Here is a 26,615-nt window from a genome sequence, read left to right on the forward strand (position 1 = left end):
TCTGGCATACGAGTGCTGAAACCATGCTAGCACTTCGCCCGCGGGGCGGGGCGCGCCCCTATAATGTCGCTCGTTTTCCGACCATCGCGGGCCGCGAGCCGCTGCCCTCCCTGCGGCCGCCCCGGCTCAATTCATGCAAAAAGTCATCCTTCCGTTCCTTTCCGGCTTTCTTGCCGCATTGTTCTTTCGCGAGGCCACGCTGGGCCTCTTGCATACTGCCGGCTTCATTTCGACGGGCGGATTTTCGACCGAACCGTTTGCACCGCTCGGCATCCCCGAATTCGTCGCGAACGCACTGTGGAGCGCGGTCTGGGCCGTCTTGATGGCCTGGCTCCTGCGCGTATCGCCCGAACGCGTGGCGCCGTGGGTTCAGGCTTGTCTTTTTGGGGGCATCGCGCTTACCGCTGCTCGCATCTTCGTCGTCGATCCGGTACGCGGCATCTGGCCGAGCGGCAACATGTTGCCGCCCCTGGCAGAAGGGTTCGCTGCCAACGCGGCATGGGGCTGGGGCGCGCTCGTTTTCATGCGCGCCTTCATGTCCGAAACTGAGACCGACGAATAATCAGCCGCTCAGCCGGCGAAGCGGGTGATCGCCGGCGGACCAGGGGCTGACGAACATGCGCTCGACATCGCTGCGGGTCACGTCTTCGATGCGAGCGATACGCCAGCGGGGCCGATTGTCTTTGTCGATGATGCGTGCTCGCACGCCTTCGACGGCATCGCCGCGCTCGAACGTCGAGCGCGTGAGATCGAGATCGCGCCGCAAGCATTCAGCCATCGATCCTTCCGCGCGCGCCACGACTTCGAGCGAAACCGCCATCGACAGCGGCGAGCGCTCTCGCATGACGGCGATCGTTTCGGCTGCCCACTCGCGCGCGCCGTCCCCTCGCTCACTCTCGAGCGACGCGAGGATATGCGCGACGTCGCGTTGGCCGAAATGGCGATCGATCCATGCGCGGGAAGCGGCCAGAGAACTGGTCGCGCGAGAACCGGCGCCGCACGGCGCCGACTCGGCCACCCGCCTCACGCTGTCGACGACGCTCGCGCCGTCAACGAACGGTTCGTGTCGCAATCGGTCGAGGAGGCCGGGCAACGCCGCCTCGTCGATGCGAACATCAGCCAGTCCCGCGTAAAGCGCGTCGGCCGCGTCGATCGTCATGCCCGTGACCGCGAGATAGGGGCCGATCGCGCCAGGCGTACGCGCAAGAAACCAGCTCGCGCCAACGTCGGGGAAAAAACCGATACGCGTCTCGGGCATTGCCATGCGCGTCGACTCGGTCACGACGCGCAGACCGCCGGTGCGATGTCCACCGAGCGAAATGCCCATGCCCCCTCCCATGACGATGCCGTTCATCAAGGCGACGTACGGCTTGGGATAGATGAAGATCGCATGGTCGAGCAAGTACTCCTCGGCGAAGAAGCTGTCGCGCGCGGCCGTATCGCCGCGCTTCGCGGCTTCGTGCAGCTCGCGGAGATCCCCCCCGGAGCAAAACGCGCGCGCATGCGGGCTATGGACGACGACGGCGAGCACACTGGCATCGTCACGCCACGAGTCGAGCGCCGTGCGCATGGCGCGGATCATCCGCAACGAAAGCGCATTGAGCGCGCGCGGACGGTTCAGCTCGATGAAGCCGATTCGATTGACCACTCGGGTTTGCAACTCGTCGCAAGCAATTCCACCGGACGCAGGCGTGGGCATGGGAAACGTCGAGGTTACGTGGGAAATGCCAACGGTAGCACGCGCGGCGGTGGGCGGGGAGCCGTGATAACGATGCACGCGCTCGATTCTTGCTGCGACTGCGAAAAGGCGATGTCGGCGGCCTGCAAGCTTGCTTTCGATCGCTCCCGTCCGGGCGCGGGTATCCGCGCTCGTTCCCATTCAGCTCCATGACCCACTATGCACAAGTACTTCATTGACGACCGGGAGGTCGACGAAACGGCCGCGGCCGCCGCCTGGTTCGATCGCGCGGAACATCAGGGGATCGACATCCCCAAAGCCATCAGCCTTTGGGAGGATGCATCCGAGCGCACCGGCGAAGAAAGCCGACGCATCGTGGCCCACACCGGCGTACGCGTCGAGGTTAAAGAGAAATAGAAGGAGAAGAACGAGAGCGGCTTGCGCCGCCCCGCCGTTCAAACTTTTGCCAATGCGAGCAGCGCGTAGTCGTGGCCGAGCTCCGCGCAAAGCGCCTCGACGACGAGCTCATGATCGGCCCGCTGCGGCAAGCCCGAAACGGTCACCGAACCGATGACTCCGACACCGGCCACGGTAAGGGGAAACGCGCCGCCATGCGCGGCGTAATCTTCGACAGGCAGGCCGTGCTTATCGGCGAGCGTCGCGCCGGCATGTTGAAGACGCAGGCCGATCGCGTACGAACTTCGTCTGAAGTGCGCGACGACGTTGCGCTTGCGACGTACCCATGCGGCATTGTCGGGCGTCGCGCCTTCGAGCGCGCTGAAAAAGAGCGGCTGACCGAACGTGGAGACGTCGATCGCGAGCGCGAGCCCGCGCGCCGTGGCGATTTCGTGCAGAAAAGCACCGATCTGCCACGCGCGGGCGGCATCGAAGCGCGGGAAAACAAGGGTTTGTTCCTGCGTCGCGATCGTGTTCAAGTCGTGGTCGATATCCATGGCGTAAGTTGGTTGAGCTGATTGGCCGACGCTTCGCAAAATCGGGCTTGCACAGTGTACTCGTTTTCCCCTATAATCACTCTTTCGACGGACGCGGGGTGGAGCAGTCTGGCAGCTCGTCGGGCTCATAACCCGAAGGTCGTAGGTTCAAATCCTACCCCCGCAACCAAGCAGTCCTTCTACCGTCGTCCAAAATCCGGAAAAGCCCGATGGCATTCGCTTTCGGGCTTTTTTGTTTTCGCGCGAACCCACCCGTCCGGTCTATAGAGAGTCACCCGAGCGCCCTCGTCGCGAGCGCGCAAAATCAGCGGGCAGGCCCTGCTGTTACATCGCCGCCATCCCTGCGGCCAGACCTTTATGTAGTACCGGCTCCTATTGCGTATCGCTTTCCGTCCCCCTATCGTTGACGAGGCAGTGCGTCTGTCTCGTGAGAACAAAAATCCACACAGACAGCCCGTTCCGGACGACATGCAGGAGACCACGATGAGCAGTAGCATTACCGAGCCATCCGCTGGCTCGCCCTCGTTTTTTTCGAAGCAGGCCACCATCGCGGGCCCGGGTTTCTCGCGCTGGATGGTGCCGCCCGCGGCGCTTGCCGTGCATCTTTGCATCGGGCAGGCCTACGCCTTCTCTGTCTTCAACGGGCCGCTCACGAAGGTGATCGGCATCACGCAATCGGCGCCGGACGACTGGTCGCTCACGACGCTCGGCTGGATCTTCTCGCTGGCTATCGTGTTCCTCGGCCTGTCCGCCGCTTTCGCCGGCAAGTGGCTCGAGCATGCCGGCCCGCGCCGCACGATGTTCACGGCGGCATGCTGTTTCGGCGGCGGCTTTCTGGTCTCGGCTGTCGGCGTGTGGCTGCACCAGATCGTCCTCCTCTACCTGGGCTATGGCGTGATAGGCGGGATCGGTCTCGGCCTTGGCTACGTCTCGCCTGTCTCGACGCTGATTCGCTGGTTCCCCGATCGCCGCGGGATGGCGACGGGCATGGCGATCATGGGCTTCGGCGGCGGCGCGATGATCGCCGCACCGCTCTCCGTCGCGCTGATGAGTCACTTCAAGAGCGCGACGAGCGTCGGCGTGGCACAGACGTTCGTCGTGCTCGGCATCGCCTACTTCATTTCGATGTCGATCGGGGCGCTCGCGATCCGCGTGCCGGCGCCCGACTGGAAGCCGGCCGGATGGACGCCGCCCGACACGTCGCACAAGATGATCACGCGCAACCACGTTCATATCGACGAGGCCCTCAAGACGCGCCAGTTCTACCTGATCTGGCTCGTGCTCTTCCTGAACGTGACGGCCGGCATCGGTATCCTCGGGCAAGCGTCTGTGATGATTCAGGAAAGCTTCAAGAACACGGTGACGCCCGCGGCCGCGGCCGGCTTCGTCGGCCTGCTCTCGCTTTTCAACATGGGGGGACGCTTCGTGTGGGCGTCCGCGTCCGACTGGGTCGGTCGCAAGAACATCTACTTCGTCTTTTTCGTGCTTGGAGCGGTGCTCTACTATCTCGTGCCGAGTTTCGCGGCCGCGGGCAACATTGCACTCTTCGTGCTGGCCTACTGCGTGATCTTGTCGATGTATGGCGGCGGCTTTTCGACCGTACCCGCGTATCTGGCCGACATGTTCGGCACCGCCTTCGTCGGCGGCATCCACGGCCGGCTGTTGACGGCATGGTCAGCCGCGGGCGTGGCAGGCCCGGTGCTCGTCAATTACATCCGCGCCTACGAGGTCGCTCACGGCGTGGCGAAAGCCGATGCTTACACGATGACGGTCCACATCATGGCGGTCCTGCTCGTCATCGGCTTCATCTGCAACCTGCTCGTCACGCGCGTGGATGAGAAGCACCACATGACCGAAGCGCAGCTCGCGAAAGAACTGTAAGGAGACGACTCATGAGCACTCCACCGACCGCCGCTCATCGGACCAACCGCATCGCGATCGTCGTCTTCTGGGCGTATGTCCTGATCCCGCTCGCATGGGGCGTCGTCAATACGCTGCGGCAAGCGCTGAAGCTGTTCAGCTGACGCCGTCATTCCACCGGGTCGGCGCTTCGCGCTCGACTCCGGTTCTGCAACCAGGTTTTCGTGCCGGCATCGCGGCCCCGATAAGGCGGCTGCGCGCCGGAGCTTCCGTCCGAATCGCCGCCGCCATGCGGCGCGTGCTGCGCCCGGTGATAAACTCCCATCACCCTCAAGCGCGCGCTATCCATGAAATTCTGTTCAGCCTGCGGCCACCCTGTCAGCCTACGCATACCGCCCGGAGACAATCGCGAGCGGTTCGTCTGCGAGAACTGCGGGGCCGTGCACTACCAGAACCCACGCAACGTAGTCGGCACCGTGCCGGTCTGGGAAGACAAGGTGCTGCTGTGCCGTCGTGCGATCGAGCCGCGCTACGGCTACTGGACGCTGCCTGCCGGCTTCATGGAAATCGGCGAGACGACGGCCGAAGCCGCCGCGCGCGAAACGCTCGAGGAAGCCGGTGCGCGCGTCGAGGTTCAGCACCTTTTCTCGCTGCTCAACGTGCCGCACGTCCACCAGGTGCATCTGTTCTATCTGGCGCGCCTGCTCGATATCGACATCGAGGCGGGCGAGGAAAGTCTCGAAGTTCGGCTCTTCGACGAAGGCGAGATTCCGTGGGACGACATCGCGTTTCCCACGGTCGGGCAGACGCTGCGCTTTTTCTTCGCCGATCGCTCGGTAGGCAGCTACGGCCTGCACACCGGGGACATCTTCCGCTCGCTGCGCGAAGGCTGATCTCGCCGACCGTCGATCTACCCTCCAAAACGTACTTCGCCGATGGTTCCCTGGCTCGGACCCGATGATCCCTTCCCGCCCGTCGAGCACGCGCTGGGCCCGGTGAGCGGCGCGCCCGGCCTGCTCGCGGCGAGCTCGGATCTGCTGCCTTGGCGTCTCGTCGATGCCTACCGCCGCGGCATATTTCCCTGGTATTCGGATGGACAGCCCGTCCTTTGGTGGTCCCCCGATCCGCGCATGATCCTCGTGCCCGGCGAGTTCAAAGTCTCGCCGTCGCTACGCAAGACCCTGCGGCGCGTGCTGCGCGAGGCGCGCTGGGAGATTCGCGTCGATCACGATTTCGCCGGCGTCATGCGCGCCTGTGCGCAAGCGCCCCGGCGCGGGCAGCGCGGCACCTGGATCACCGCGGAAATCATCGACGCCTATTCGTCCTTGCATCGCGTCGGCGAAGCGCACAGCGTCGAAACATGGCTCGACGGGAAACGCGTCGGCGGGCTCTACGGCGTCTCGCTCGGGCGCATGTTTTTCGGCGAATCGATGTTCGCCGAGGTCAGCGACGCGTCGAAGATCGCGCTCGCCGCCCTGGTCGGGCACCTTCGCGGCCACGGGGTAGAAATGATAGACTGCCAGCAGAATACGTCGCATCTGGCGTCGCTCGGCGGTCGCGAGATCGCGCGCAAGGCCTTCGTGGCGCACGTGCGGGCGGCCGTCGCCGAAGCTCCGATTCCGTGGCGCTTCGAAAAGACGGCTCTCCTCCAAGTGCTGCCGAACGCCGCGCAAAGCGACCAAGCCCGCTGAAGCATCGGAGCGGCTTGCATAAGATTGAGAGGGACGATGCTTCGAGAGCCGCAATGACGCACCCCAACGAGCTGCCGTTATCCCCCCTTTCCGCGCTGCAATTCTATGCAACGGCGCCCTATCCCTGCAGCTATCTGGAGGGACGCATTGCGCGCTCGCAAGTCGCGACGCCGAGCCACCTGATCAATTCAGACGTCTATACCGAGCTGGTCAAAACCGGCTTCCGCCGCTCGGGCGTCTTTACCTATCGCCCTTATTGCGAAGGCTGTCGCGCGTGCGTGCCGGTGCGCGTACCCGTTGAAGCTTTCTCGCCGAACCGCACGCAGCGGCGCGTCTGGAAAAAGCACGCGAACCTCGCCGCGACCGTTTCCCCGCTGCATTACGACGAAGAGCATTACGCGCTCTACATGCGCTATCAGGCCGCGCGTCACGCGGGCGGCGGCATGGACCGCGACAGCCGCGATCAGTACGAGCAGTTCCTGCTGCACAGCCGGATCAATTCGCGCCTCGTCGAGTTTCGCGAACCGGCCGCGGCCGCGCCGGGAATGGCGGTGGCCGAACAGGGCGTGCTGCGCATGGTCAGCATGATCGACATTCTCGGCGACGGGCTGTCCTCGGTCTACACGTTCTTCGAGCCCGACGCGCCGGGCACCAGTTACGGCACCTACAACATCCTCTGGCAGATCGAACAGGCGCGCAGCCTGGGGTTGCCCTACGTCTATCTCGGCTACTGGATCCGTGAGAGCCCCAAAATGGCCTACAAAGCGAATTTCCGGCCGCTGGAGGGGCTGTCCGACGGCCGCTGGACCCGGCTCGATCCGGCCACGGGGGCCGCCGAGGGCGGCTTGCCCCCCGTCGACGCGGCATGGCGCGCGCGGCGCGGCTGACGCATCGCGATGGATGCTGCGGCGCGTCTCGGGCTCGCGCACGGAAGCCGGTAAAATAGCGCGCCTTCATTTTTTCGCCGCCAACTCGACGTGCTCAGCTCCCTTTACCCGCTCGCCCGCACCCGCCTCTTTCGCATGGATGCGGAGGACGCTCATCATTTGACGCTGCGCGCGCTCGGCGCGGCCGGCCGCACCGGGCTCGCCAAACTGCTTGCGACGCACGTGCACGACCTGCCGCGTACCGCGATGGGCATCGCTTTCCGCAATCCCGTCGGGCTCGCGGCCGGCCTCGACAAGGATGGCGCCTGCATCGACGGGCTCGCCGCGCTCGGGTTCGGCTTCATCGAAGTCGGCACCGTCACGCCGCGTCCGCAGCCCGGGAATCCGCGTCCGCGCATTTTCCGGCTGCCCGAGGCCGGTGCGCTCATCAATCGCATGGGCTTCAACAACGGTGGGGTCGATCAGTTCGTCAAGAACGTCCAGGCGGCTCGCTACCGCGGCCCGCTCGGCCTGAACATCGGCAAGAATGCCGATACTCCCATCGAGCGCGCCGCCGACGACTACCTGTACTGCCTCGAACGCGTCTACCCGTTCGCGAGCTATGTCACGATCAACATTTCATCGCCGAACACCAAAAACTTGCGTCAGCTGCAGGGCGCAAGCGCGCTGGATGCGCTGATCGGCGCGCTTAAGGACAAGCAACAGCGTCTCGCCGATCTGCACGGCAAACTCGTGCCGCTCGCGCTCAAGATCGCGCCCGACCTGGATGAGGAGCAGATCGATTCGATCGCCGATACGCTGTTGCGGCACCGCGTGGAAGGTGTCATCGCAACCAATACGACGCTCTCGCGCGCGGCGGTCACGGGCCTGCCGCATGCTGAAGAAACGGGTGGCCTGTCCGGAAGGCCCGTGTTCGAGGCTTCGAACCGAGTCATCGCGAAGCTGCGCGAGCGGGTCGACGGCGCGGTGACCATTATCGGCGTGGGCGGTATCGCCTCTGGCGAGGATGCCGTCGCGAAGCTCGCCGCCGGTGCGTCGCTCGTCCAGCTCTATACGGGCTTCATCTATCGAGGACCGGCCCTCGTGGGCGAGTGCGTCGAGGCGATCGCTCAGAGAGCGGCCCCAGCACCGGTCATATAGAAATAGGCAAACGATATTTAAAAGGCGATTGACTTATCGCTATGATTGCTCCCCACATCGATGCCTGCGAGGCAAGGAGAAGACCCGAATGAAAGTAACGACGTTGAAGAAGATCCTGACGGCTGGCCTGATCGGAGCGGCTTTCGTCGCGGCCACTGCCCACGCCGCCGAGTTGCTCGACGAGGTCAAGGCGCGCGGGACGCTGCGCATCGGCCTCGAGGGAACGTTTCCCCCGTTCGACTCCAAAGACGCCAAAGGGGATCTCGTCGGATTCGACGTCGATATCGCGAAAGCCGTCGCTGCCAAGCTCGGGCTGAAGCCCGAGTTCATCACGACGGAGTGGAGCGGGATCATCGCCGGTCTGCAGGCGGGCAAATTCGATGTGATCGTCAACCAGGTCGGCGCCACCGACGAGCGCAAGAAAGTGCTCGACTTTTCGCCCCCTTATACGTACTCGGGTGCCGAGCTGATTCAGCGCAAGAACGACACGCGCCAGTTCAAATCGCTCGATGACCTGAAGGGCAAGAAGCTCGGCCTCGGCCTCGGCACGAACTACGAGCAGATGGCGAAGGCCGTTCCCGGCATCGACGTCAAGACCTACCCCGGCGCGCCGGAATACCTTCGCGATCTCGCGGCCGGACGCCTGGACGCCGCACTCAACGACAAGCTGATGGTGGCTTACCTGCTGAAGGGATCGGATCTGCCGCTGCGCGCGGGCGCCCAGGTGTCGGGCGGCACGCCGTCGGCCATCCCGTTCCGCAAGGGCAATCCGAAGTTCGCCGCGGCGATCGACGACGCCATGAAGCAACTCGAGGCGAATGGCACATTCACGAAGATCTCCGAGAAGTGGTTTGGCATCGACGTAACGAAGCCGACGGAGAGCACCTCGGCCACGAGCAAATAAGAGCTCAGGGCTGAACCATGCAAGGGCGGCATCTAGCGATGCCGCCCTTTCGTATTGGCGCGTATATGATGTGTCCCCACCTCCGTATCGACGTCCGCCGGCTACACGTTAAATACGCTGAGTACGAGATAACAAAGCCACGTCATGTCCACGACTTCCCTGCTCGCCCAATCGCTGCCCGCGCTCGCGCAGGGCGCCGTCCTGACGATCAAGTTCGCGGTGCTTTCGATGATCTTCGGCCTTCTCGCCGCCACCGTCATCGCGTTGATGGGCATCAGCCATCGCAAGCCGCTCGTCGGGATCGCTCGTACCTACGTCAGCATCATGCGCGGCACGCCGCTGCTCGTACAGATCTTCGTCGTCTATTACGGCCTGCCGAGCGTCGGCCTTTCGCTCGATCCGACGCCGGCCGGCGTGATCGCGCTTTCGGCCAACGTGGCGGCCTATCTGTCCGAAAGCATGCGTGGAGCGATCAACGGCATTCACCGCGGCCAATGGCTCGCCGCATATAGCCTGGGGCTCTCGCGGCGGCAGACGCTGCGCTACGTGATCGGACCGCAGGCGCTGCGCATCGCCGTGCCGAGCCTCTCGAACAGCCTCATCAGTCTGATCAAGGATACATCGCTGGTCTCGGTCATCACCGTGACGGAGCTCTTGCGCAGCGCCCAGGAGATCATCGCGACGACCTATCAACCGCTACCGCTCTACCTCGCGGCCGCGGCCGTCTATTGGGTCCTTTGTCAGGTCCTGGAGTGGGTGCAGCACTGGTATGAACGACGCCTCGCGCTGCCGACGCGCCATTGACTGTCGACATGCCTAACGCCGCGCGAACTCGCCTGAGTGCGCCGCGCGCGGGCCGGCATCGGGACGGACGGACCCGGCCGGCGGCTGAACGCTAATGCCGGCTCGGCACCTCGACGGCGAACTCGCGACTGATCTCGTCGGCCGCCAACTCGATGAGGGCGAGCGCGGCGGCTTCGGCATCCTTGGGGTCGCGCCGCTCTATCGCCGACACGAGGCGCTCGTGTGTCTGCACGGATATTTCCCACGCGCCGGCCTTCTCCGCGAGCATAGGTTGCGTCGCCTGCAAGGCTCCACGGATGATGGCTGCCATTTGCTGAAAGAATTGGTTGCCGCTCGCATGGACGATGCGCGTATGCAACAGTTCGTTCGCGGACGCGTAGCCCGTATCGCCGGGGGCGAGCCCCTTGAACAGATCGAACGCCTCACGGATCGCGGCGACATCGGCCACGCTCGCGCGCGCGGCTGCCTGGGCGGCCGCGCGAGGCTCGATCAGCATCCGGAACTCGATGACGTCGCGCATGAAAAGCGGATCGGGCTTAGCGCGAAACCGCCAGTTGACGACGTCCTCGTCGATCATCCGCCAGTCGCGCATCGACCGGATCCGGGTGCCGACTTTGGGACGCACGTCCAACATGTGCCTCGCGAGCAGCATCGACAACGCTTCGCGCATGACGGTCCGACTGACGTCGAATTCCTTCGAAAGCACGTCTTGCGGCGGAAGAATCGCCCCATATTTTTCTTCGACGATCCCTGAGACGAGCCCGTCCATTACCTTGCTGACCAGTGAACGGTCCTTGCCCTGCTCCATGACTTCCCCCGATGCGCCGACCGACGCCTGTCCTTGCTGTTTCGTTTCAAAACCCTCGCATAGCGCTTTCGGGTATATGAATACGGTGCTTCGACCAAATTCGATACGCTATTGGGAAACGCCTGACAGGGTTATCCCTCTGATCGTACCGATGCCGAATGTGCTTCAACGGTGGCACGCGCCGCGACTCCACACCCTCACAAATTACTTCGCAGTACTATGCAATGCGGTTCCCAATTCGACGACGAGCGCTGCTTGAATGAACACTGCACGATGGCCGCGTTTCATACACGCAGCGACGAGCCACAGGCCCAGGTAAGACGAATCGTCATGTTGCACGGTACGTCTCGGACAAAGGGGTTTCCGTTCGCAATCGCACTCATTGTTGCTAGCGACCCGACACTCGCGCGAAACCTTATTCGGCATCCAACACTCGGCACGTCTCAACAATGAGTCACTCGCGCCGCGATCGTTTTTTTACAAGCATGCCGACAAGCTACGCCATCAAATGGCGTTTGCTCCCAGTCGTTCGCACGCCGCGATACGTCGCGTTTGAACCGGCCAATCCGCCCCTTCCCCTTGCTGCAGGCGGCTTTCGCGGGTCAAAGAAGAGGTGCTGGCGGGGCATCCAATGTGACCGATGCAACATAACTGAATCAAATTCGCAACGCGGCCGCCCTCCTCTCGGATCGTGCATCGAGCCGTTGCCAGCGGCTCGCCGAGGCCCGCGTGGCACAGGGAAATGCCAATCCGGTCAAGCGCTTAGCTCACCGATTCGAAGCGGTTTGTGAGGACCGCCATCCACCATCGCGATTGTGCAGATTTGAAACAAAAAGGCGGCGGAATCTCAACGCACCGCGCCGCAACATAGCCGCTGCCTTGTCCGACGCCGTCATACCGGGGCTTGGCACGATCCTCGCTGAACCTCGCCCGCAACTGAGTGCTGCCGCACAGACGACGTGGCAGCCACGGCCAGGGAGAGGCAAACAACGCCGGAACGGGGGTGGGTACTTCGCGAAGAATCTTGGCTCCTTCGCAAAATAACCCGGAAGTACGAGCCGTTAACCGTTACCGGCCCGAGCAACGATGAGCCGCAAGAGCACGTGCGCTTCGCGCATGACGTGGCATTCATTCGAGGACCGATCATGTTGACACTACAATCCGACCTTCACGGCAACCACCTTCTCGGCGCGCTGCCGCCGCACGAGTGGCAAGCGCTGACGCCGCATCTCGAGCTTGTTCATCTTCGCACTGAACAGCTGCTCTGCGATTGCGGCCACAAGATCCACCACGTCTACTTTCCGACGACAGCCATCATCTCGATTCTGTCGATGATGGAGGACGGCGGCTCGGTCGAGCTTGCCGCGGTGGGCCGAGAAGGCATGGCGGGGGTGCAAGTGTTGACGGGCGGAGAAACGATGCCGAGCCGCGTGCAAGTCCAATGCGCCGGGTTCGCCTACCGCATGAGCGCGCAGCAACTGAAACAAGAAATCGCACGGTCCGACCTGCTGCGACGGCTCATGTTGCTTTATATGCAAGCGCTTCTGACTCAAGTCGCTCAAACGGCGGCATGCAACCGCCATCACTCGTTGAGCAAGCAACTTTGTCGCTGGCTACTGATCGAGATCGATCGCGCAGCGACGAACGAGCTGGCCGTGACTCAGCAGATGATCGCCGACATGCTCGGCGTGCGGCGTGAAGGCATCACAGAGGCAGCCGGCAAACTCCACGAGGAAGGGCTCATTTATCACAGCCGCGGCCACATCAAGGTCCTCGACCGCAAAGGGCTCGAATCGCGCGCATGTGAATGCTACGGTCTCGTCAAGCGCGAGTTCGACCGGCTGCTCCCGAGTCTGCGTCAGACGAATACGGTGGCTTGAAACGTGAGGCTCTGGGCACGCCGGGACGCACGCACCATCCCCGGATCGGACCGCGCTCAGCTGCGATAGTCAATCGTCTCGACACGCTGGTCCGAAGCGAGCAGACAAAGATCGGCCCCACGCGCGGCGAAAAGCCCCACGGTCACGACGCCCGGCCATCCGTTGATCGCGGCTTCGAGCGCGCGCGGATCGTCGATCCGTAGCTCCTTTACGTCGATGATCTCGTTGCCGTTGTCCGTGACGTACGGGGTGCCGTCCTGCCGCACGCGAAGCACGGGCACGCCGCCTATCGCCAGCACGCGACGGCCGATCGCCGTACGCGCCATCGGGACGACTTCGATGGGCAGCGGGAACCGGCCCAGCATCTCAACGCGCTTCGACGCGTCAGCGACGCAGACGAACACATCGGACACCGACGCGACGATTTTTTCGCGCGTGAGCGCGCCGCCGCCGCCCTTGATCATCGCGCCGCTCGCATCGATTTCGTCCGCGCCGTCGACGTAGATCGGCAGCGATTCGATCTCGTTGAGGTCGAACACGCGAATGCCATGCTGCTCGAGCCGTGCCGTCGTTGCGACTGAACTCGATACGGCGCCGCGGTAGCGATCCTTGCGCGCGGCGAGCGCATCGATGAAACAGTTCGCTGTCGAGCCGGTGCCGATGCCGATCACCGAGCCTTCCGGCACATGCGTGTTGACGTAGTCGGCCGCTGCCTGGCCGACGAGGCGCTTCAGTTCGTCTTGATTCATGGGAAACAGTTCATCGATCAGGGAAGTGGCTTGGCCGCCCTCTGCCGAACGGCCTCGAACAGACAGACGCCGCTTGCCACGGAGACGTTGAGGCTTTCGACCGTGCCGGCCATCGGGATGTGCATGACCTCGTCGCACGTCTCGCGAGTCAAGCGCCGCATGCCCTCGCCTTCGGCGCCCATGACGAGGGCGACAGGACCATCGAGCTTCGTCGCGTAGAGACCGGCCGGGGCATCGCCTGCCGTCCCGACGACCCATACCCCGGCATCCTTCAGCTCGCGCAACGCTCGTGCGAGATTCGTGACCGTAATATAGGGCACCGTATCGGCGGCGCCGCTCGCCACCTTGGCCGCTGTCGCATTGAGCCCGACGGCGCGATCGCGCGGCGCGATGACCGCATGCGCGCCCGCGGCGTCGGCCACGCGCAGACATGCGCCGAGGTTGTGCGGATCGGTCACGCCGTCGAGCACGAGCAAAAGCGCGGGACCTTCGATTCCGTCGAGCAGTTCCGCCAGGTTCTGCGCAAGCGGCAGATCGGTCGCGCGAGCGACGACACCTTGATGGCGCTCCGTATGCGCGAGCCCCCAAAGCCTTGTTTCGTCGGCCGCGATCAGGCGAACGCCCGCTTCTTTCGCGGTATGCAGGAAGTCCTGCATGCGACGATCGCGCCGTGTGGCGTCGTAGAGAACTTCCTCGACCGTCGATGGATCGTGACGCAAGCGCGCCGTCACCGCATGAAACCCGTAGAGAACTTTGAGACGTGCCATATTCAGTTTTTCTTGCGCGCGCGTGCCTTGGCAGCCGGCTTCGGCGCCACACCCCGCTTTTTCGCGGCTTGGACCCGCGCCGCCCGCGCTTCGTTGACCGCCGCCGACTTGCCTGGCGCAGCCTTCTTGCGCCGCACACTTTCGTCGTTCGTCAGCGAGCGCACGCGAGGACCCATGTCGGTGGTCTCGCCAACCGAGCGCTCGACGAGCGCGGGCCGGGCTGCGATCGCCGACTTCATCGGCGTATCGCGCACGAGACGGAAATCGATCTTGCGCGCGTCGAGATCGACGCGGCTCACCTGCACGCGGACGCGATCGGATAGCCGATAGCGAATACCGGTGCGTTCGCCGCGCAGCTCGTTCTTGATTTCGTCGTACTGAAAGTAGTCCGATCCGAGCTCGGTGACGTGAACGAGGCCTTCGATGAAGAGCGCGTCGAGCTGGACGAAAATACCGAACGACGTGACGCCGTTGATCATCCCGCCATATTCCTCGCCGAGCTTGTCGCGCATGAAATAGCACTTGAGCCACGTTTCGACGTCGCGCGAGGCTTCGTCGGCACGCCGCTCGTTCGCCGAGCAATGGAGCCCGAGCTCTTCCCAGATGGCCGTATTCGTGCGGCCGTTCGGACGCGCTGTTTGCTCGTCGGCTTGCTGCAACGCCCGTGCGCGCGGCGAAAGCGCCGTATTCAACACGACGCCTTCGGGCGCGCGAGGTTGATATTTGCGGCCCGAAAGAATCGCGTAGATCGCGCGATGCGTGAGCAAATCTGGATAGCGCCGAATCGGACTCGTGAAATGCGCGTAGGCGTCGTACGCGAGGCCGAAGTGGCCGATGTTGTCCGGACTGTAAACGGCCTGCTGCATCGAGCGCAGCAGCATCGTCTGCAGCATCTGCGCATCGGGACGGTCGCGAATCTGCGCCATCAGCGCCGCGTAGTCGCTCGCATGAGGCGTGTCACCGCCGCCGAGCGTGAGGCCCATGCCACGCAGGAACGTCCGCAGGTTCTCGAGCTTTTCGGCTGTCGGGCCCGCATGGACGCGATAAAGACCGGGGTGCTTGTTGCGTTTCAAGAAGTCGGCCGCGCAGACGTTCGCGGCCAGCATGCACTCCTCGATCAACTTATGGGCATCGTTGCGCTGGCGCGGCAGGATCTGTTCGATCTTGCCCTGCGCGTTGCAGACGATGTACGTTTCCGTCGTGTCGAAGTCGATCGCGCCGCGCTTTTGCCGCGCGGCGAAGAGCGCCTTGAAGACAGCGTAAAGATCCTGCAGCTGCGGCACGAGCGCGGCGCGCCGACCGGCCTCCGGCCCCTTCGTATTGGAGAGGATCGCGGCGACTTCGGTGTAGGTAAGCCGAGCCGCCGAGTGCATCACGCCCGGATAGAACTGATAACCCTTGATCTCGCCGCGCCCTGTAATGACCATGTCGCAGACGAGCACGCAGCGATCCACTTGCGGATTGAGCGAGCACAGGCCGTTGGATAGCTTCTCCGGCAGCATCGGAATGACGCGGCGCGGAAAGTAGACCGAGGTGCTGCGCTCGATCGCATCGATGTCGAGCGCCGTTTCCGGTTGCACGTAATGCGACACGTCCGCGATCGCGACGATGAGACGGAAACCGTCGACGCGGCCGACCTTCATCGGCTCGCAGTAGACGGCATCGTCGAAGTCCCGCGCGTCCTCGCCATCGATCGTGACGAGCGGCACGTCGCGCAGGTCGACTCGATGGCGCAGGTCGGCAAGCCGCACCTCGTCGGGCAGCTTGGCCGACTCGGCTAGTGCCTCCGGACTGAACTCGTGCGGCACGCCGTACTTGCGCACGGCGATCTCGATCTCCATGCCCGGGTCGTCGATGTCGCCGAGCACCTCGATCACACGGCCGAGGGGCTGCGAATGGCGGCTCGGGAAGTCGGTCAACTCCGCGACGACGACCTGGCCCACCTTCGCCTTCTTGACGTTTTGCGTGACGAGGATATCGTGCGCGATCCGCTTGTCTTCCGGTGCGACGATGAGCGCGCCGCTCTCGCTGAGCAGCCGTCCGATCACGCGCTTGTTCGCGCGCTCGGTCACTTCGACGACGTGGCCTTCGGGACGTCCGCGCCGATCGTAGCCGACGATCCGCGCGAGCACGCGGTCGTTGTGCATGACCTTTTGCATCTCGGCGTTCGGCAGGAATAGATCGTCCTGCCCGTCGTCGCGCACGACAAAGCCGTAGCCGTCGCGATGGCCCTGTACGCGGCCCGCCACGAAGTTCGACGGGTGAGTCAGCTGATAGTAGCCGCGCTTGTCGAGACGGATCTGGCCGTCGCGCTCCATGGCGCCGAGACGTTTGAAGAAGCCTTCGCGCTCCTGGCGCTTGATCGACAGACTCTCGGCGATGTCGTTTGCGGTAACCGGCGTGTCACTGGTGCGCAGCACGCCGAGAATCTCTTCACGGCTCGGGATCGGGTACGGATATTTGCTCAAGGGCGCTGATCGATATTGGTGGTTTGTTCTTGTCTCGGTGGTTCAGACATGGCAATCCGCGCAATTCTAGCACTCGGGAAAGGACGGACGGACGCGGGTTTTGGCGGGCGGCAATGTATGGTTGCGCCCACGCGCTCACGGGCGTTGAGGCGCGAACGCGGCGCATGGGACGGTGCCCGGAGCCGCTAGCCGTTCACCCGACGAATCGCTTGACAGCAATTACGAGGCCGATATAATGACGGTCTTTGCTGCACGACACCTTGCCCAGGTGGCGGAATTGGTAGACGCACTAGGTTCAGGTCCTAGCGGTGGCAACACCGTGGAGGTTCGAGTCCTCTTCTGGGCACCAAGTTTTAAAAAAGGCCAGCGGTTAGCTGGCCTTTTTCATTTCTGCGCCCAGGAAGCAAAGTGCCTGCGCACTTTGCGCGAGGACTCGAAAGGCTGCGCTTGCAAGCGCAGCCGGGGTCGCGCTTGTATGACCCAGTCCTCTCATGGCACCGAGGATTGAAACAAAAGGCCAAGTCTTCGTGACTTGGCCTTTTGTTTTCAAGGACTTGCGGGGCTCCTTGTTCTTTGCGATCACGCGATTGGCGTAATTTTGGCGTAATGGCGTACGAGACTGGCGGCGTCGTCTGAAGCGCCTCTATCCACCCAACTTCGACGCCAGAATGGCGTGGGGCATCAACAATGCCCCGATATCCCGGATCACACCAGCAAGGTCACCGGGGTTGAAAGCGACGTCACCGATAAATGCGTTCCATTGACTTTGCCTTTTCTCATCGTCAGCGAATGCGTGCGTGAGGGCATCTGGCAGCTCGATAGGAACCGGTGTGCCACGACGTGCGAAAGTCGCAGCGATCGCCCGCGCCAATCGGTCTCCTTCAAATCCGAATGATCGGCTGAGAATCCAGAGGTCATAGAAATCCTTCAGCCGACTGTTCGCGTGCCCTACGCCACCATCGCCTGAAACTTCTCGGCGATAACCGTTTCCCGCGCAGAGGCGCGCAGACGTGGCATCGGAAAATCCAGCAGTGACGGATAATCCAGCATCTCCGTGCCCGGCTCCAACGCATCGCCAAATCCAACGTCGATGGTCACCGCGATCCGAGCACCGCCGATCGATGCCGCCGTTCTCAATCTAATGCCGCCATACTCTGTCTCTTCGCGGATACGATCGACGCGAAGTGCGTCGACGTCAAAGGCAACGCCGTCATCGACAGCTTGGCACAGAATCTCGCGAAAGGTGTCAACCATCTGCCCTGGATTCGAATCGCCAAAACCCAGCAGGTCGAGGTCACGCGTCCCACGGTAGGGATCATCGAACCAGCTCATCAATAGCATGCCCCCCTTCAGCACGAAACGGTCAGCGTGGCGGGATCGACTTAGCCGAAACAGAAGGCGTTCCAGAGCGAAACGCGTGAGCACCAGATCGAAGCTCTGGCCGTTCGCCTTCGAAAGCTGCAGCAATCTCGCGCGGACCGACGCCGCAATATTCCTGAGCTCCTTAGCCATTGGCGGTCAGTGCCTCCAGATATGGCCGAATCACCGTAGCGACGCCCCCACGCTCCGCCTCGCGAGCGATTGCACCGGGAGTTGCCTTGCGTTGATGAAGTGCCTCCTGCAGCCCTTCGATCGCCACCGGAATGCCGATTTTGTTCCGGTGTCGGAAGCAGTCCGCGATGGTCTTGGCAACGCCGAATACCTTAACGGGGACGCCTTCGACTACGTGGATCTCCACCCCCTGAGTAAGAAGGCTTTCAGTGAAGCGCACGATGCGCAGAGGCGTGTCCCCAGCCGTGGGCGCCCAGTCTTTCACACCGATCGCCATCCATACCTTGCTCGGAAGACGGTCGGTGAGCCCGTGATATGCAAGCGCAGACACCAGGCAAACCACCCCTTTTGGTAGCCGCTTCGCGACCTCCGCCAACGTATGATTTGCATCGAGCGCAGCGTCCGGCAGCTGATAAAGTCCGCGATCAAGGCGGAGCGCTTCCCCGGCTCTCTCCATGCGGCTCACTGTCGCTGCAGTTATACCGGCATCCCGAAATTCAGAAAGACGCACGATCCCCTGCGCCTCCAGCAAGGCGCGTGCGATCTCGCGTTGTGTCCGGGGCACTGGCATTGATACAAAGTCTCGGATAGCAGCAACTATCGTTCTAGGATTTGTATCCTACAGTAATGACGCGCCGGTCGGTGCATCGTAGGCAAACTGCAACATCACTCGGCAGATTGGTCGGCACGCGCTCGCACGTCGGCAGCAGTGGCAATCGGCAACATGATGAATTCGCGCTCGGGCATTTCGAGAAACGACTGCCGAAACGGCAGATAGAGTTGCACGATCCACTGCGCGCCGTCCTTGCGACCGGCGTACGGATGGAAGATCTCCCCGTCATGCGCGCAGCGATCAAAGCGCAGCACACCCTCGTGCGGATAGCGCGCGCTAGCCTCCTCGAAGCGAGCCTTCATCATGTGGTTGACGACATCGCCCGGATAGCCCGGATGTCCCGATGTATCGACCTCCTCGATCGCCGCGAGAATGGCATCTTCCTCTGTGAGGTGGCAGCGCTCGATCTCGTGCTCGTCGAACACCACTTCCTTGGCAACGTACGGGGGCCCTCGGTACCAATTCGGATCGTTGTGGTCAAGCCGGACAGCCACGATCGTGCGCGCGCCTACATCGGTACAGCGCCAACGGAATCCGGCCAGGCCAAGAAATTCGAGGCCAATAAAGAAATCTGCGTGCTTCATAGCGATCGACGGGAATTGTTTGCTTCAGAAGGAGCCGCGGATCACCGATGGTGACTGCGGGACACTCAACCAATGTATCCTCGCATCGTGAAGGCCAGCGCATTTCCCGACATTTCTAGGACTTCTACCGCCCACTCACGACGCATTCCGAGCGTCACATCCTGGTCTGCCGCTTCTGCCTTGCGTTGCCGTCGCTGAGATGGATCTCGTCTTCCCGGTGCCAAACGTCAAAGAGGCGTCCCGTGGCAGATCACTCCACGCGCCCTGATGACCACGATCGCCCGATCCTGATCGAGCGGCGGCCAAGCGCGCGTTCGAATCCATGATGGACATGTGCAAGATCGACATAGCTGCGATTGAAGCGGCTCGGCGCGGCTGACGCTCACAACCCAGCCCAAAGTCATGTTTGGGACGGCGAGCCTGCCTTTCTCCATTGATACGGTACACCGGGAACAGCATGTCCGGCCCGATACAATGGTTCTCCCGCAAGTAGGGAAATCATGGCCCGGGCCAATCTATCAGCCCGATCCTGAATTCAGCCAGCAGGTTCTCAATCGCACCTACCGGATCATCGGAGCGAGACTCGCCTCGGAGCATATGCATTACCAGCCGATCATGCAGTTCGGGATCGGCCAGGATGCGGACGATCTGTTGCTTGCTTTCCGCAGAAGCGATAGATGCTATATCGAGTCCGAGCAATCTCGGGCCGGCGCGCTCGAATACATAATCGCACGCCGCCAGCAACGGCAACTCTTCTCCATAAAGCTGTCGACGTTGCCCGCAGCAGCATAGTTTTCTAGCAGATACCGGAAATCCACCGCGTCTTTCGGGTTGGACTGTCCGCGGTCCAGCCACGCGATCAATTTCGTCATCACGAGACCCGGTATCGACGCAACGGGGATATCGCAATGATCTCCGATGCGTACAGTCACCGCACTATCCAGCGCTTCGGCGTAGCCCGCCACATTCATCACGACGGCCATATCCGGCGGCCATGCCACCTGCGAGGGAGAAATCTCGACACCGCCGAACGGAACCAGATCCACCGGAAAGCCCTCTCCAATCGCTGGCGAATAGTGAAGTCGATGCGCAATCTTCGCGTCCGCATGGAAGGTCGGCTCATGAAGAAGCGCAGTTCTGAGCGCTTCGAACGCCGGCCAGCTCTCGATGGCCATGGCGAAATCGATGTCGGGACTGGCGCGGTTAAGAGGGAAGCCATGAAGGTGGTACATCAAAATATCGCGCGCTGTCGCACCGACAACGAAGTACCGCAGGTTCGTCAGCCGGGCCACGCGATCCATAATGATCAGCACAGCCTGCTTTCCTTCCGGCAGCGGCCTCTTTAGATGTATCGCCGTCATTCGGCCTGCTCCAATTGGTCGCGAATCAACGCCGCCGCCTCCGCGTTGCGAGGTTCCCTCGTACGCTGAAGATCTGCATACACGAGCAAAGGTGGCGCCGTCAGCTGTTCCGTCCGTGTGTCGTCGAGATGCCAGAAGGCATCGATGATTTCCAGCGTGCCAGCGGAATCAGCACGCAAGCGGTGGTGCTTCGCCAGCGCCATCGTTACGGCCGGTCTTGCCGCGGGTTCGACATAGAGTGTTTGTGAGCCCGGCCGAAGCTGTCCAGTCAGTTTTGCAGCAGCCACTTCCCCGCTCCACCATGCTTGCCCCGCAGGAAGTTCCGCTTGCTGCCACCACGATGGATCGCCCACCGCAAACCGTTGTACGTTGAGCTTGGGCAGCAGGCGAAGCGAATAGTTGATAGCCCACTCGTCCCTCAGGGCGGCAGGATCGAGCAATCGCCGGTCATCCGTGCCCGCCAGCAGACCACGTTCACGTAGGTCGTCGAATACGCTGCCAACAGTACCAAGTGCCACACCCGCCGACGACGCGATTTCTCGGTACGGACGGTTGACCAGTTCGGGAGCGGATAACAACACAAAAATCATCCTGAGCGCAGAGGCACTCGCGGAGATGGCGGGCCTTCCTGATCTCGAGGCGAGACGCCGGATGTCCTGATTCGCGGACCTGCCTGTCACGAGAATGTACTGGCCAGGCGCATGCACATACAGATTACCGGCGAGGTCGATGAACTGTAGGCCTTGTTCGACACACTCATCCGCTAACGCAGGTGTCAGATAGGTAGTGGCCAAAAGGATCGGAAAATCCGCGGTGGCGCTTTTCGCAACGACGGCTCTCACGTCCTCCCGCGATCTTATCCGATTGCGGGACGCGAGCACGTATGGCTGGGTGGTACCGTTCACCTCCAGGGTGACCTTCGCTTCACTAGCCGACGCAGCGCTTCGGCGACGCGGGCGGAAGTCGATGACACGCAGGGGGACGCCGAGACGTCCGGTGGCCGCATTGACGAGCCGTCTGAGCAGCGCTTCCGTTGGCCTGTCGAAGCTCGCGAGATCGTACTGGTTGCCGTTGTTCATAAATCTCGTTTGTTCATAGCCATTGAACACCCGAATATTATGAACATAAAGCGCAGCTCGTTCAACTTTTTCTCTTGTTCACATTTTTCGAACGACATGGGATCCTGAACGAACGCCCCGCCTCTAGCGACCAAGTCGCGCCTGGATCGCGGGCGATCAGGCAGCGTCAGGCTGCCGCTCCGGCGCCGCATCCACAAACGCCTTTACTCGCGACGCATTTGCGTTGATTCGCGCTATGGTCGGATAGGGAGTCAGATCTGTTTCGAATCGTTGGGCGTTATACACCTGTGGTACCAGGCAGAGATCGGCTAATGTTGGACTGTCGCCATAGCAGAACGCGCCAGTGCGCGAATCTTTAGATAACTTGGCTTCGAGTGAAGCGAAACCCAACTCGACCCAGTGGCGATACCACGCACCAGAAACACCTGCTTGGCGCACGCCGACATGATGTTGAACACGGGCGCTTCCTGGAAGGCGTCGCTGCCGATCGCGGCACGCGGCACCTGCCCGCAGATGAGGACCACCGGGACCGAATCGCCATTGCAGTCGGCGACGGGCGTCACCGCATTGGTCGCGCCGGGACCCGACGTCACCATGAACACGCCGACCTTTCCGCTCGCGCGTGCGTACCCCGCGGCCATGAAACCCGCGGTCTGTTCGTTGGCGGGTACGACGAGGTTGATCTGACGCTGGGGCTCGTCGGCGTGCAGTTCGTTGAAACGAAACACCGCGTCGTAGGTCGGCAGGATCGCGCCGCCGCTATAGCCGAACGCGGTATTGACACCCTGTTCACTAAGTACGCGCAAGATGATGTCGGCGCCCGACATCGGTTCGCCGGAAAGCGGCGCTTTCTGGGAGCTTTCTCGAGCAGATTTCGGGTTCTGGGTCATACCTGGCTCGCACGGAAACGGGCGCTGATGCGATCAGCGGCCAAACACAACGGATCATTTCCCTTCCGACTCAAGAACAGCGTATGTCCCCTACCAGCTCGTGGGCGACAGCTTTAGCGGGTTCTCCGCATGAAGCACAGTCCACCCGGCACGCTTTGACGTGCGCCTGGAAATACCGTGAGAAAGGGTTCCAAGGATTCTGACAACGATTGAAGCGGCGCGCGTCAGCAATAAGGTTGTTTATGGGCCAGGATGCATCGCATCCGGGCCACCGCGGCTGACGGCTGACCGTTCCTACCATTCGGCAATGCCCACGTCCATGTCCTCGTCGTAGAAAGCAACGAGAAACTCTTCGGGCATCAACCATGAATCGACGCTCACGGTTTGCGCGCCAATATCCACATCGACCTTCGCGTCGGCGTCTACGGACTTCATCGCATGCACGATCGTCGCGAGATCGTCCGTGCGGATTTCAGTTTTCATCGCGAACTTCATTTCTCACCTCGCTGTCTCGATAACTGGTTCAGGTAACTATAGGATTTGCTCGATGCCTTGAGTCAATCTGCGTTTGATGGGATCCGGCCCGCGGACTCGCGAGGCGCGCCGATCCAGTGGATGGCGGCAGCCACGATGCCAAGTGCGACACCGAAGGCGACGATGCCCGACCAGCCAAAGCGGCTCATGAGCCAGCCGCTGACGGTCGCGCCGATTGCGCCGCCGAAAAAGGTTGCCGTCATATAAAGGCTGTTGATTCGGCCTTGCGCTTTCGGATCGACCGAGAATGCGCGAGTCTGGTTGGAAACGAGACCAGACTGCACGCCGATATCGAGCACGATCACGCCCACGATCAGCAGCGTGAGCGAGGTTGCCGCGCCGGAGAGAAGCACGTAGGCAAGCGTCGCGATGCCGATACTGGCGCCGATGACCTTGCGAAAGCCGACGCGGTCGGTGGCATTGCCACCCAGCGATGCGGCGAATGCACCGGCCGCGCCGATGATGCCGAAGCCGCCCGCCCAGGCGCTGCCGAGATGCCACGGTCCGCTCTTGAGCAGCGCGGCAAGATTGACCCAGAAGGCGTTGAAACAGGCCCACAGCAACGCCTGGATGATCATCGATTCGCGAATCGGACGATTGTCGCGAACGAGCGGCCACAGCGAAGCGAGCAGACGCCCATACGAAAGATTCGTCGAAGGCACGCCCTTCGGCAGCAGCGCAGCGGCAGCGATGAAGACTGGCACCATGAACGCGGCTTCCGCGCCGTACACCGCGCGCCACCCCCACGCCGCGCCGATTACGCCTGCGATCGTGCGTCCGACCAGGATGCCGACCATGATGCCGCTCACGACGGTGCCGACATTCCGGCCCCGCTCGCTCGGCAACGACATGACGGCGGCGAAGGGCACGAGTTGCTGTGGCACGCAACTCACGATGCCGACCGCAAACGAAGCCGCGATCAGTGCCCAGATGCCGGGCGCAACCGCCGCCGTCGCCGCAAAAGCCAGCGCGAGTGCGATTTGCGTGAGAACGAGCTTGCGCCGGTCGAAGCGATCGCCAAGCGGCAATAGCAGCGCGAGGCCGGTCGAGAAGCCGAGCAACGCGGCGCCAGCGACGACATCGACGGCCGTGATGTCGACCCGCAGACCCGCTGCGATAAGTGGCAGGATCGGTTGGGTGCAATAAATGTTTGTGATCACTGCGCCTGCGATGATTGCCATCATGACGATCTTGCCGCGCGATGCGACGGCGGGCGTAGCTGCACTTTCTCGGGCGCTGGGTAAGCCGCTCACGACAACCTCCGTATTCGTTGAATTTCTCCGGTCGTTACCGCGATGTGCCACGATCCAGATTGAGGTCGAACGTTACGCGCTTGCACTTACGAAGAGAATCCCTCACGATCAAGATTCATCCTTCCACTATTTGATAGGGTCCATGAATCGCCTCGAAGCCATGGCCATCCTCGTTTCGGTCGCCGATGCGGGCAGTCTCTCGGCTGCGGCGCGGCATCTCGACATGCCGCTCGCCACTGTCAGTCGCAAGGTTGGAGAGCTGGAAGCGCACCTCAAGACGCGCCTCTTTCACCGCACGACGCGCAAGCTTTCATTGACGGAAGCCGGCGCCGCATACGTGGCCGCGTGCCGGCGCATTCTCGAAGACATCGGTGAAGCCGAGCGCGCTGCAACGGGGGAATACGCCGCGCCCAAAGGCGAACTCGTGGTCACCGCGCCCATTGCGTTTGGCCGCTTGCACGTGGTGCCGGTGGTGGCGGAATTCCTCGCGCACTATCCGGAGATCGACATCAACCTCCTGCTGACCGATCGCGTCGTTCATCTGATGGATGAGCACGCGGACGTCGCGGTCCGCATTGGCGAGCTGCCCGACAGCACGTTGATCGCGACGCGAGTGGGCACGGTGCGCCGGGTCATTTGCGCCAGCCCCGCCTATCTCGCGAAACACGGCGTGCCGGCCGAACCCGCGGACCTCGCCAGCCATCAATGCATTACCTTCGAGGCGCTCGCGTCGCTGCGCGCGTGGTCTTTTAGCTCGGGCAAATCGGAGCAGTCCGTGCCCGTTCATTCGCGGCTTGCCGTGAATACCGCGGACGCCGCTATCGAAGCCGCGATCCTCGGCGTCGGGCTGATACGCGTGCTGTCCTACCAGGTCGCACGCGCCGTTCGCGCCAACGAGTTGCGCGTCGTGCTCGACGCGTTTGAAGCGGCGCCGCTGCCCGTCAATCTCGTGCACGCGGGGCAAGCGCCCCTGCCGCTGAAGCTGCGCGCGTTCCTCGACTTCGCATCGCCGCGCCTGCGCGAGCGCACCGCGGGCGAACTCGTCAACGCCGTCACCGCGTGACGGCTTGAGCCGCGCACGCAAAGGCGCTGCGCTTCAAGGCGCGCCTGTCCGCCGTTTGAATTCCCCGCGTTATTGAGCGCGAGTATCAACTGTTGTTCATCCGAGGTGGTTTCGCGCGCGGCGCAACCGCAGGTGCCGCCAGCTGCTCCACCAGAAAATCCACGAACGCCCGTACGCGCGATGTCAAATAACGTGCATGCGGATACAGCAGGATAAACGGCCGGGTACGCCCCCCCTCCTCGCGCAGCACCTCCACGAGCCTGCCTTCGCGCAGATCGTCCGCCACCACGAAGCGATACGTCTGGAAGAGCCCCGCCCCCGCGCGCGCGAGCGTCACGCCGGCGAGCGCGTCGCCCGAAGTGCTGTAACTTCCGCTCGTGATTACATCGCCATCTTCACTGGCATTGCCCGCGAAGGTCCACGCAAGGTGACGTCCACTACTTGGCAGTTCGAACTGTATGCATTCCGAGCGACTGCAGATCCGCCACGGTCCTGGGCACGCCCGCGCGCTTCAGATAACCGGGCGCGGCCACCACCACCATCTCCGCGTCTTCCAGCTTGCGCGCGACCAGGTTGGAATCGGCGGGCGCGCGCCCGCGAATCGCCAAGTCAAAGCCTTCGTCGGCAAAGTCGATGTTGCGGTTGCTCAAATGCGTGTCGACCCGCACCTCCGGATAGCGCTCGCGAAATGCCGGCAAGAGCGGCAGCACGCGATAGTGTCCGTAGGGCGTGGGCATGCTGATGCGCAGCACGCCAGCCGGCGTGGTCTGCCCGCCCGTGACTTCGCGCTCGGCGTCCACGAGCTGCGAGAGCGCTTGGCGGCACTGCTCGAAGTAGCGCCGCCCCGCATCCGTCAGGCGGATCTGGCGCGTCGTACGCACGAACAGGCGCACGCCGAGCCGCTCTTCGAGCCGCGCCACGGAGCGGCTCACCGCGGCGGGCGTGACGCTCGCCGCATTGGCCGCCAGCGTGAAGCTGCCAAGCTCCGCCGCCTGGCAGAACAGCTCAATGCTGCCCAGCTGCAGATCATCGAATTTGCGTTGCATGCCCGCTTTCTCCTGCTTGCTTCTGTTCGCTCTTGTTGTTTTCGCTCTGTTT

General features: G+C 62.7%; 26 protein-coding genes, 2 tRNA genes and 3 pseudogenes. 15 read left to right on the forward strand and 16 right to left on the reverse strand.

All coding sequences use genetic code 11. The annotated features are described in order from the left end of the window. The first annotated feature begins 133 nt into the window (after nt 1-133). A complete protein-coding gene (locus B0G57_RS27370) occupies nt 134-562 on the forward strand; it encodes a hypothetical protein (RefSeq protein WP_018442059.1) in 429 nt (142 codons plus the stop codon). Here B0G57_RS27370 and B0G57_RS27375 read toward each other — a convergent pair whose 3' ends face one another. Continuing rightward, entirely contained in the window at nt 563-1,699 is a 1,137-nt protein-coding gene (locus B0G57_RS27375; RefSeq protein WP_026229926.1) for an enoyl-CoA hydratase/isomerase family protein, read from the reverse strand. It lies immediately after the preceding gene. A 198-nt stretch (nt 1,700-1,897) separates the two neighbouring features. Here B0G57_RS27375 and B0G57_RS27380 point away from each other — a divergent pair, with 198 nt between their 5' ends. Then, a complete protein-coding gene (locus B0G57_RS27380; protein WP_018442061.1) occupies nt 1,898-2,095 on the forward strand; it encodes a hypothetical protein in 198 nt (65 codons plus the stop codon). A gap of 38 nt (nt 2,096-2,133) precedes the next feature. Here the strand turns inward: B0G57_RS27380 and B0G57_RS27385 are convergent, their stop codons facing one another. Then, the gene (locus B0G57_RS27385; protein WP_018442062.1) at nt 2,134-2,631 is read right to left on the reverse strand and encodes a heme-degrading domain-containing protein; all 498 of its coding nucleotides are present in this window, start codon (nt 2,629-2,631) and stop codon (nt 2,134-2,136) included. A 92-nt stretch (nt 2,632-2,723) separates the two neighbouring features. Here B0G57_RS27385 and B0G57_RS27390 point away from each other — a divergent pair. The 9 genes from B0G57_RS27390 (at nt 2,724) to B0G57_RS27430 (ending at nt 9,917) form a co-directional block, all read left to right on the forward strand. After that, nucleotides 2,724-2,800, forward strand: a tRNA-Met gene (locus tag B0G57_RS27390). A 314-nt stretch (nt 2,801-3,114) separates the two neighbouring features. Next, nucleotides 3,115-4,512 (forward strand): L-lactate MFS transporter, encoded by a 1,398-nt coding sequence (locus tag B0G57_RS27395; protein WP_026229927.1) that lies wholly within the window; start codon nt 3,115-3,117, stop codon nt 4,510-4,512. A gap of 11 nt (nt 4,513-4,523) precedes the next feature. Beyond that, complete coding sequence (locus tag B0G57_RS27400) at nt 4,524-4,655, forward strand: MFS transporter small subunit (protein WP_018442064.1); 132 nt, start codon at nt 4,524-4,526, stop codon at nt 4,653-4,655. A 183-nt stretch (nt 4,656-4,838) separates the two neighbouring features. Further along, nucleotides 4,839-5,384, forward strand: coding sequence for an NUDIX hydrolase (locus B0G57_RS27405; protein WP_026229928.1), 546 nt, complete (start codon nt 4,839-4,841; stop codon nt 5,382-5,384). A gap of 42 nt (nt 5,385-5,426) precedes the next feature. Next, a complete protein-coding gene (gene aat / locus B0G57_RS27410; protein ID WP_018442067.1) occupies nt 5,427-6,182 on the forward strand; it encodes a leucyl/phenylalanyl-tRNA--protein transferase in 756 nt (251 codons plus the stop codon). A 53-nt stretch (nt 6,183-6,235) separates the two neighbouring features. Continuing rightward, nucleotides 6,236-7,069, forward strand: coding sequence for an arginyltransferase (locus B0G57_RS27415; protein ID WP_018442068.1), 834 nt, complete (start codon nt 6,236-6,238; stop codon nt 7,067-7,069). A gap of 90 nt (nt 7,070-7,159) precedes the next feature. Next, the gene (locus B0G57_RS27420; RefSeq protein WP_026229929.1) at nt 7,160-8,209 is read left to right on the forward strand and encodes a quinone-dependent dihydroorotate dehydrogenase; all 1,050 of its coding nucleotides are present in this window, start codon (nt 7,160-7,162) and stop codon (nt 8,207-8,209) included. A gap of 88 nt (nt 8,210-8,297) precedes the next feature. Continuing rightward, nucleotides 8,298-9,113 (forward strand): transporter substrate-binding domain-containing protein, encoded by an 816-nt coding sequence (locus tag B0G57_RS27425; RefSeq protein ID WP_018442070.1) that lies wholly within the window; start codon nt 8,298-8,300, stop codon nt 9,111-9,113. Between the two features lie 144 nt (nt 9,114-9,257). Continuing rightward, nucleotides 9,258-9,917 carry an amino acid ABC transporter permease gene (locus tag B0G57_RS27430; RefSeq protein ID WP_018442071.1) on the forward strand — a complete coding sequence of 220 codons (660 nt, stop codon included), beginning with the start codon at nt 9,258-9,260 and terminating at the stop codon, nt 9,915-9,917. Nucleotides 9,918-10,008: 91 nt separating this feature from the next. Here the strand turns inward: B0G57_RS27430 and B0G57_RS27435 are convergent, their stop codons facing one another. Further along, a complete protein-coding gene (locus B0G57_RS27435; protein WP_018442072.1) occupies nt 10,009-10,725 on the reverse strand; it encodes a FadR/GntR family transcriptional regulator in 717 nt (238 codons plus the stop codon). A gap of 1,145 nt (nt 10,726-11,870) precedes the next feature. Between B0G57_RS27435 and B0G57_RS27440 the strand changes: the two genes are divergently transcribed. Continuing rightward, the gene (locus B0G57_RS27440) at nt 11,871-12,605 is read left to right on the forward strand and encodes a Crp/Fnr family transcriptional regulator (protein ID WP_026229930.1); all 735 of its coding nucleotides are present in this window, start codon (nt 11,871-11,873) and stop codon (nt 12,603-12,605) included. A 56-nt stretch (nt 12,606-12,661) separates the two neighbouring features. Here B0G57_RS27440 and rpiA read toward each other — a convergent pair whose 3' ends face one another. Genes rpiA through rnr form a run of 3 tightly spaced genes read right to left on the reverse strand, consistent with a single transcriptional unit; the run spans nt 12,662 to nt 16,589 of the window. After that, entirely contained in the window at nt 12,662-13,354 is a 693-nt protein-coding gene (gene rpiA / locus B0G57_RS27445; protein ID WP_018442074.1) for a ribose-5-phosphate isomerase RpiA, read from the reverse strand. Nucleotides 13,355-13,371: 17 nt separating this feature from the next. After that, nucleotides 13,372-14,121 carry a 23S rRNA (guanosine(2251)-2'-O)-methyltransferase RlmB gene (gene rlmB / locus B0G57_RS27450; RefSeq protein WP_018442075.1) on the reverse strand — a complete coding sequence of 250 codons (750 nt, stop codon included), beginning with the start codon at nt 14,119-14,121 and terminating at the stop codon, nt 13,372-13,374. A gap of 2 nt (nt 14,122-14,123) precedes the next feature. Beyond that, nucleotides 14,124-16,589, reverse strand: a complete 2,466-nt coding sequence (gene rnr / locus B0G57_RS27455; RefSeq protein WP_018442076.1) for a ribonuclease R — start codon at nt 16,587-16,589, stop codon at nt 14,124-14,126. Between the two features lie 262 nt (nt 16,590-16,851). Between rnr and B0G57_RS27460 the strand changes: the two genes are divergently transcribed. Further along, nucleotides 16,852-16,938 (forward strand) — tRNA-Leu (locus tag B0G57_RS27460). 294 nt (nt 16,939-17,232) lie between these two features. On the opposite strand, the gene B0G57_RS32205 is transcribed toward B0G57_RS27460, so the two are convergent. The 4 genes from B0G57_RS32205 to B0G57_RS27475 all read right to left on the reverse strand — a co-directional run bounded on the left by B0G57_RS32205 (nt 17,233) and on the right by B0G57_RS27475 (nt 19,337). Further along, nucleotides 17,233-17,520, reverse strand: coding sequence for a nucleotidyl transferase AbiEii/AbiGii toxin family protein (locus tag B0G57_RS32205; RefSeq protein WP_317615756.1), 288 nt, complete (start codon nt 17,518-17,520; stop codon nt 17,233-17,235). Nucleotides 17,521-17,537: 17 nt separating this feature from the next. Next, nucleotides 17,538-18,101 (reverse strand): nucleotidyl transferase AbiEii/AbiGii toxin family protein, encoded by a 564-nt coding sequence (locus tag B0G57_RS32210; RefSeq protein WP_262984506.1) that lies wholly within the window; start codon nt 18,099-18,101, stop codon nt 17,538-17,540. Continuing rightward, a complete protein-coding gene (locus tag B0G57_RS27470) occupies nt 18,094-18,711 on the reverse strand; it encodes a type IV toxin-antitoxin system AbiEi family antitoxin domain-containing protein (protein WP_018442077.1) in 618 nt (205 codons plus the stop codon). The genes B0G57_RS32210 and B0G57_RS27470 overlap by 8 nt, the downstream gene beginning before the upstream one ends. A gap of 95 nt (nt 18,712-18,806) precedes the next feature. Then, nucleotides 18,807-19,337: a hypothetical protein gene (locus B0G57_RS27475; RefSeq protein WP_018442078.1), complete on the reverse strand. Its 531-nt coding sequence runs from the start codon at nt 19,335-19,337 to the stop codon at nt 18,807-18,809. 234 nt (nt 19,338-19,571) lie between these two features. On the opposite strand from B0G57_RS27475, the pseudogene B0G57_RS31965 reads away from it, so the two are divergent. Next, a pseudogene (locus tag B0G57_RS31965) lies at nt 19,572-19,716 on the forward strand (VOC family protein); the annotation flags it as partial. Between the two features lie 301 nt (nt 19,717-20,017). Here B0G57_RS31965 and B0G57_RS27480 read toward each other — a convergent pair. From B0G57_RS27480 to B0G57_RS27505, 5 genes and pseudogenes are all read right to left on the reverse strand, one after another. Further along, complete coding sequence (locus tag B0G57_RS27480) at nt 20,018-20,698, reverse strand: nucleotidyl transferase AbiEii/AbiGii toxin family protein (RefSeq protein WP_223258768.1); 681 nt, start codon at nt 20,696-20,698, stop codon at nt 20,018-20,020. Further along, complete coding sequence (locus tag B0G57_RS27485) at nt 20,695-21,777, reverse strand: type IV toxin-antitoxin system AbiEi family antitoxin (RefSeq protein WP_018442080.1); 1,083 nt, start codon at nt 21,775-21,777, stop codon at nt 20,695-20,697. The genes B0G57_RS27480 and B0G57_RS27485 overlap by 4 nt, the downstream gene beginning before the upstream one ends. A gap of 413 nt (nt 21,778-22,190) precedes the next feature. Next, nucleotides 22,191-22,667 (reverse strand): annotated as a pseudogene (locus B0G57_RS27495) (thiamine pyrophosphate-binding protein); the annotation flags it as partial. 294 nt (nt 22,668-22,961) lie between these two features. Continuing rightward, nucleotides 22,962-23,162, reverse strand: coding sequence for a hypothetical protein (locus B0G57_RS27500; RefSeq protein ID WP_018442083.1), 201 nt, complete (start codon nt 23,160-23,162; stop codon nt 22,962-22,964). A gap of 62 nt (nt 23,163-23,224) precedes the next feature. Next, complete coding sequence (locus tag B0G57_RS27505; protein ID WP_020566348.1) at nt 23,225-24,454, reverse strand: MFS transporter; 1,230 nt, start codon at nt 24,452-24,454, stop codon at nt 23,225-23,227. A gap of 142 nt (nt 24,455-24,596) precedes the next feature. Between B0G57_RS27505 and B0G57_RS27510 the strand changes: the two genes are divergently transcribed. Then, nucleotides 24,597-25,517, forward strand: coding sequence for a LysR family transcriptional regulator (locus B0G57_RS27510; RefSeq protein WP_018442085.1), 921 nt, complete (start codon nt 24,597-24,599; stop codon nt 25,515-25,517). Between the two features lie 85 nt (nt 25,518-25,602). On the opposite strand, the pseudogene B0G57_RS27515 reads toward B0G57_RS27510, so the two are convergent. After that, a pseudogene (locus tag B0G57_RS27515) lies at nt 25,603-26,563 on the reverse strand (LysR substrate-binding domain-containing protein). Nucleotides 26,564-26,615: the final 52 nt, after the last annotated feature.

The sequence above is a fragment of the Trinickia symbiotica genome (assembly GCF_002934455.1).
In the GTDB taxonomy this organism is placed as follows: Bacteria; Pseudomonadota; Gammaproteobacteria; order Burkholderiales; family Burkholderiaceae; genus Trinickia; species Trinickia symbiotica.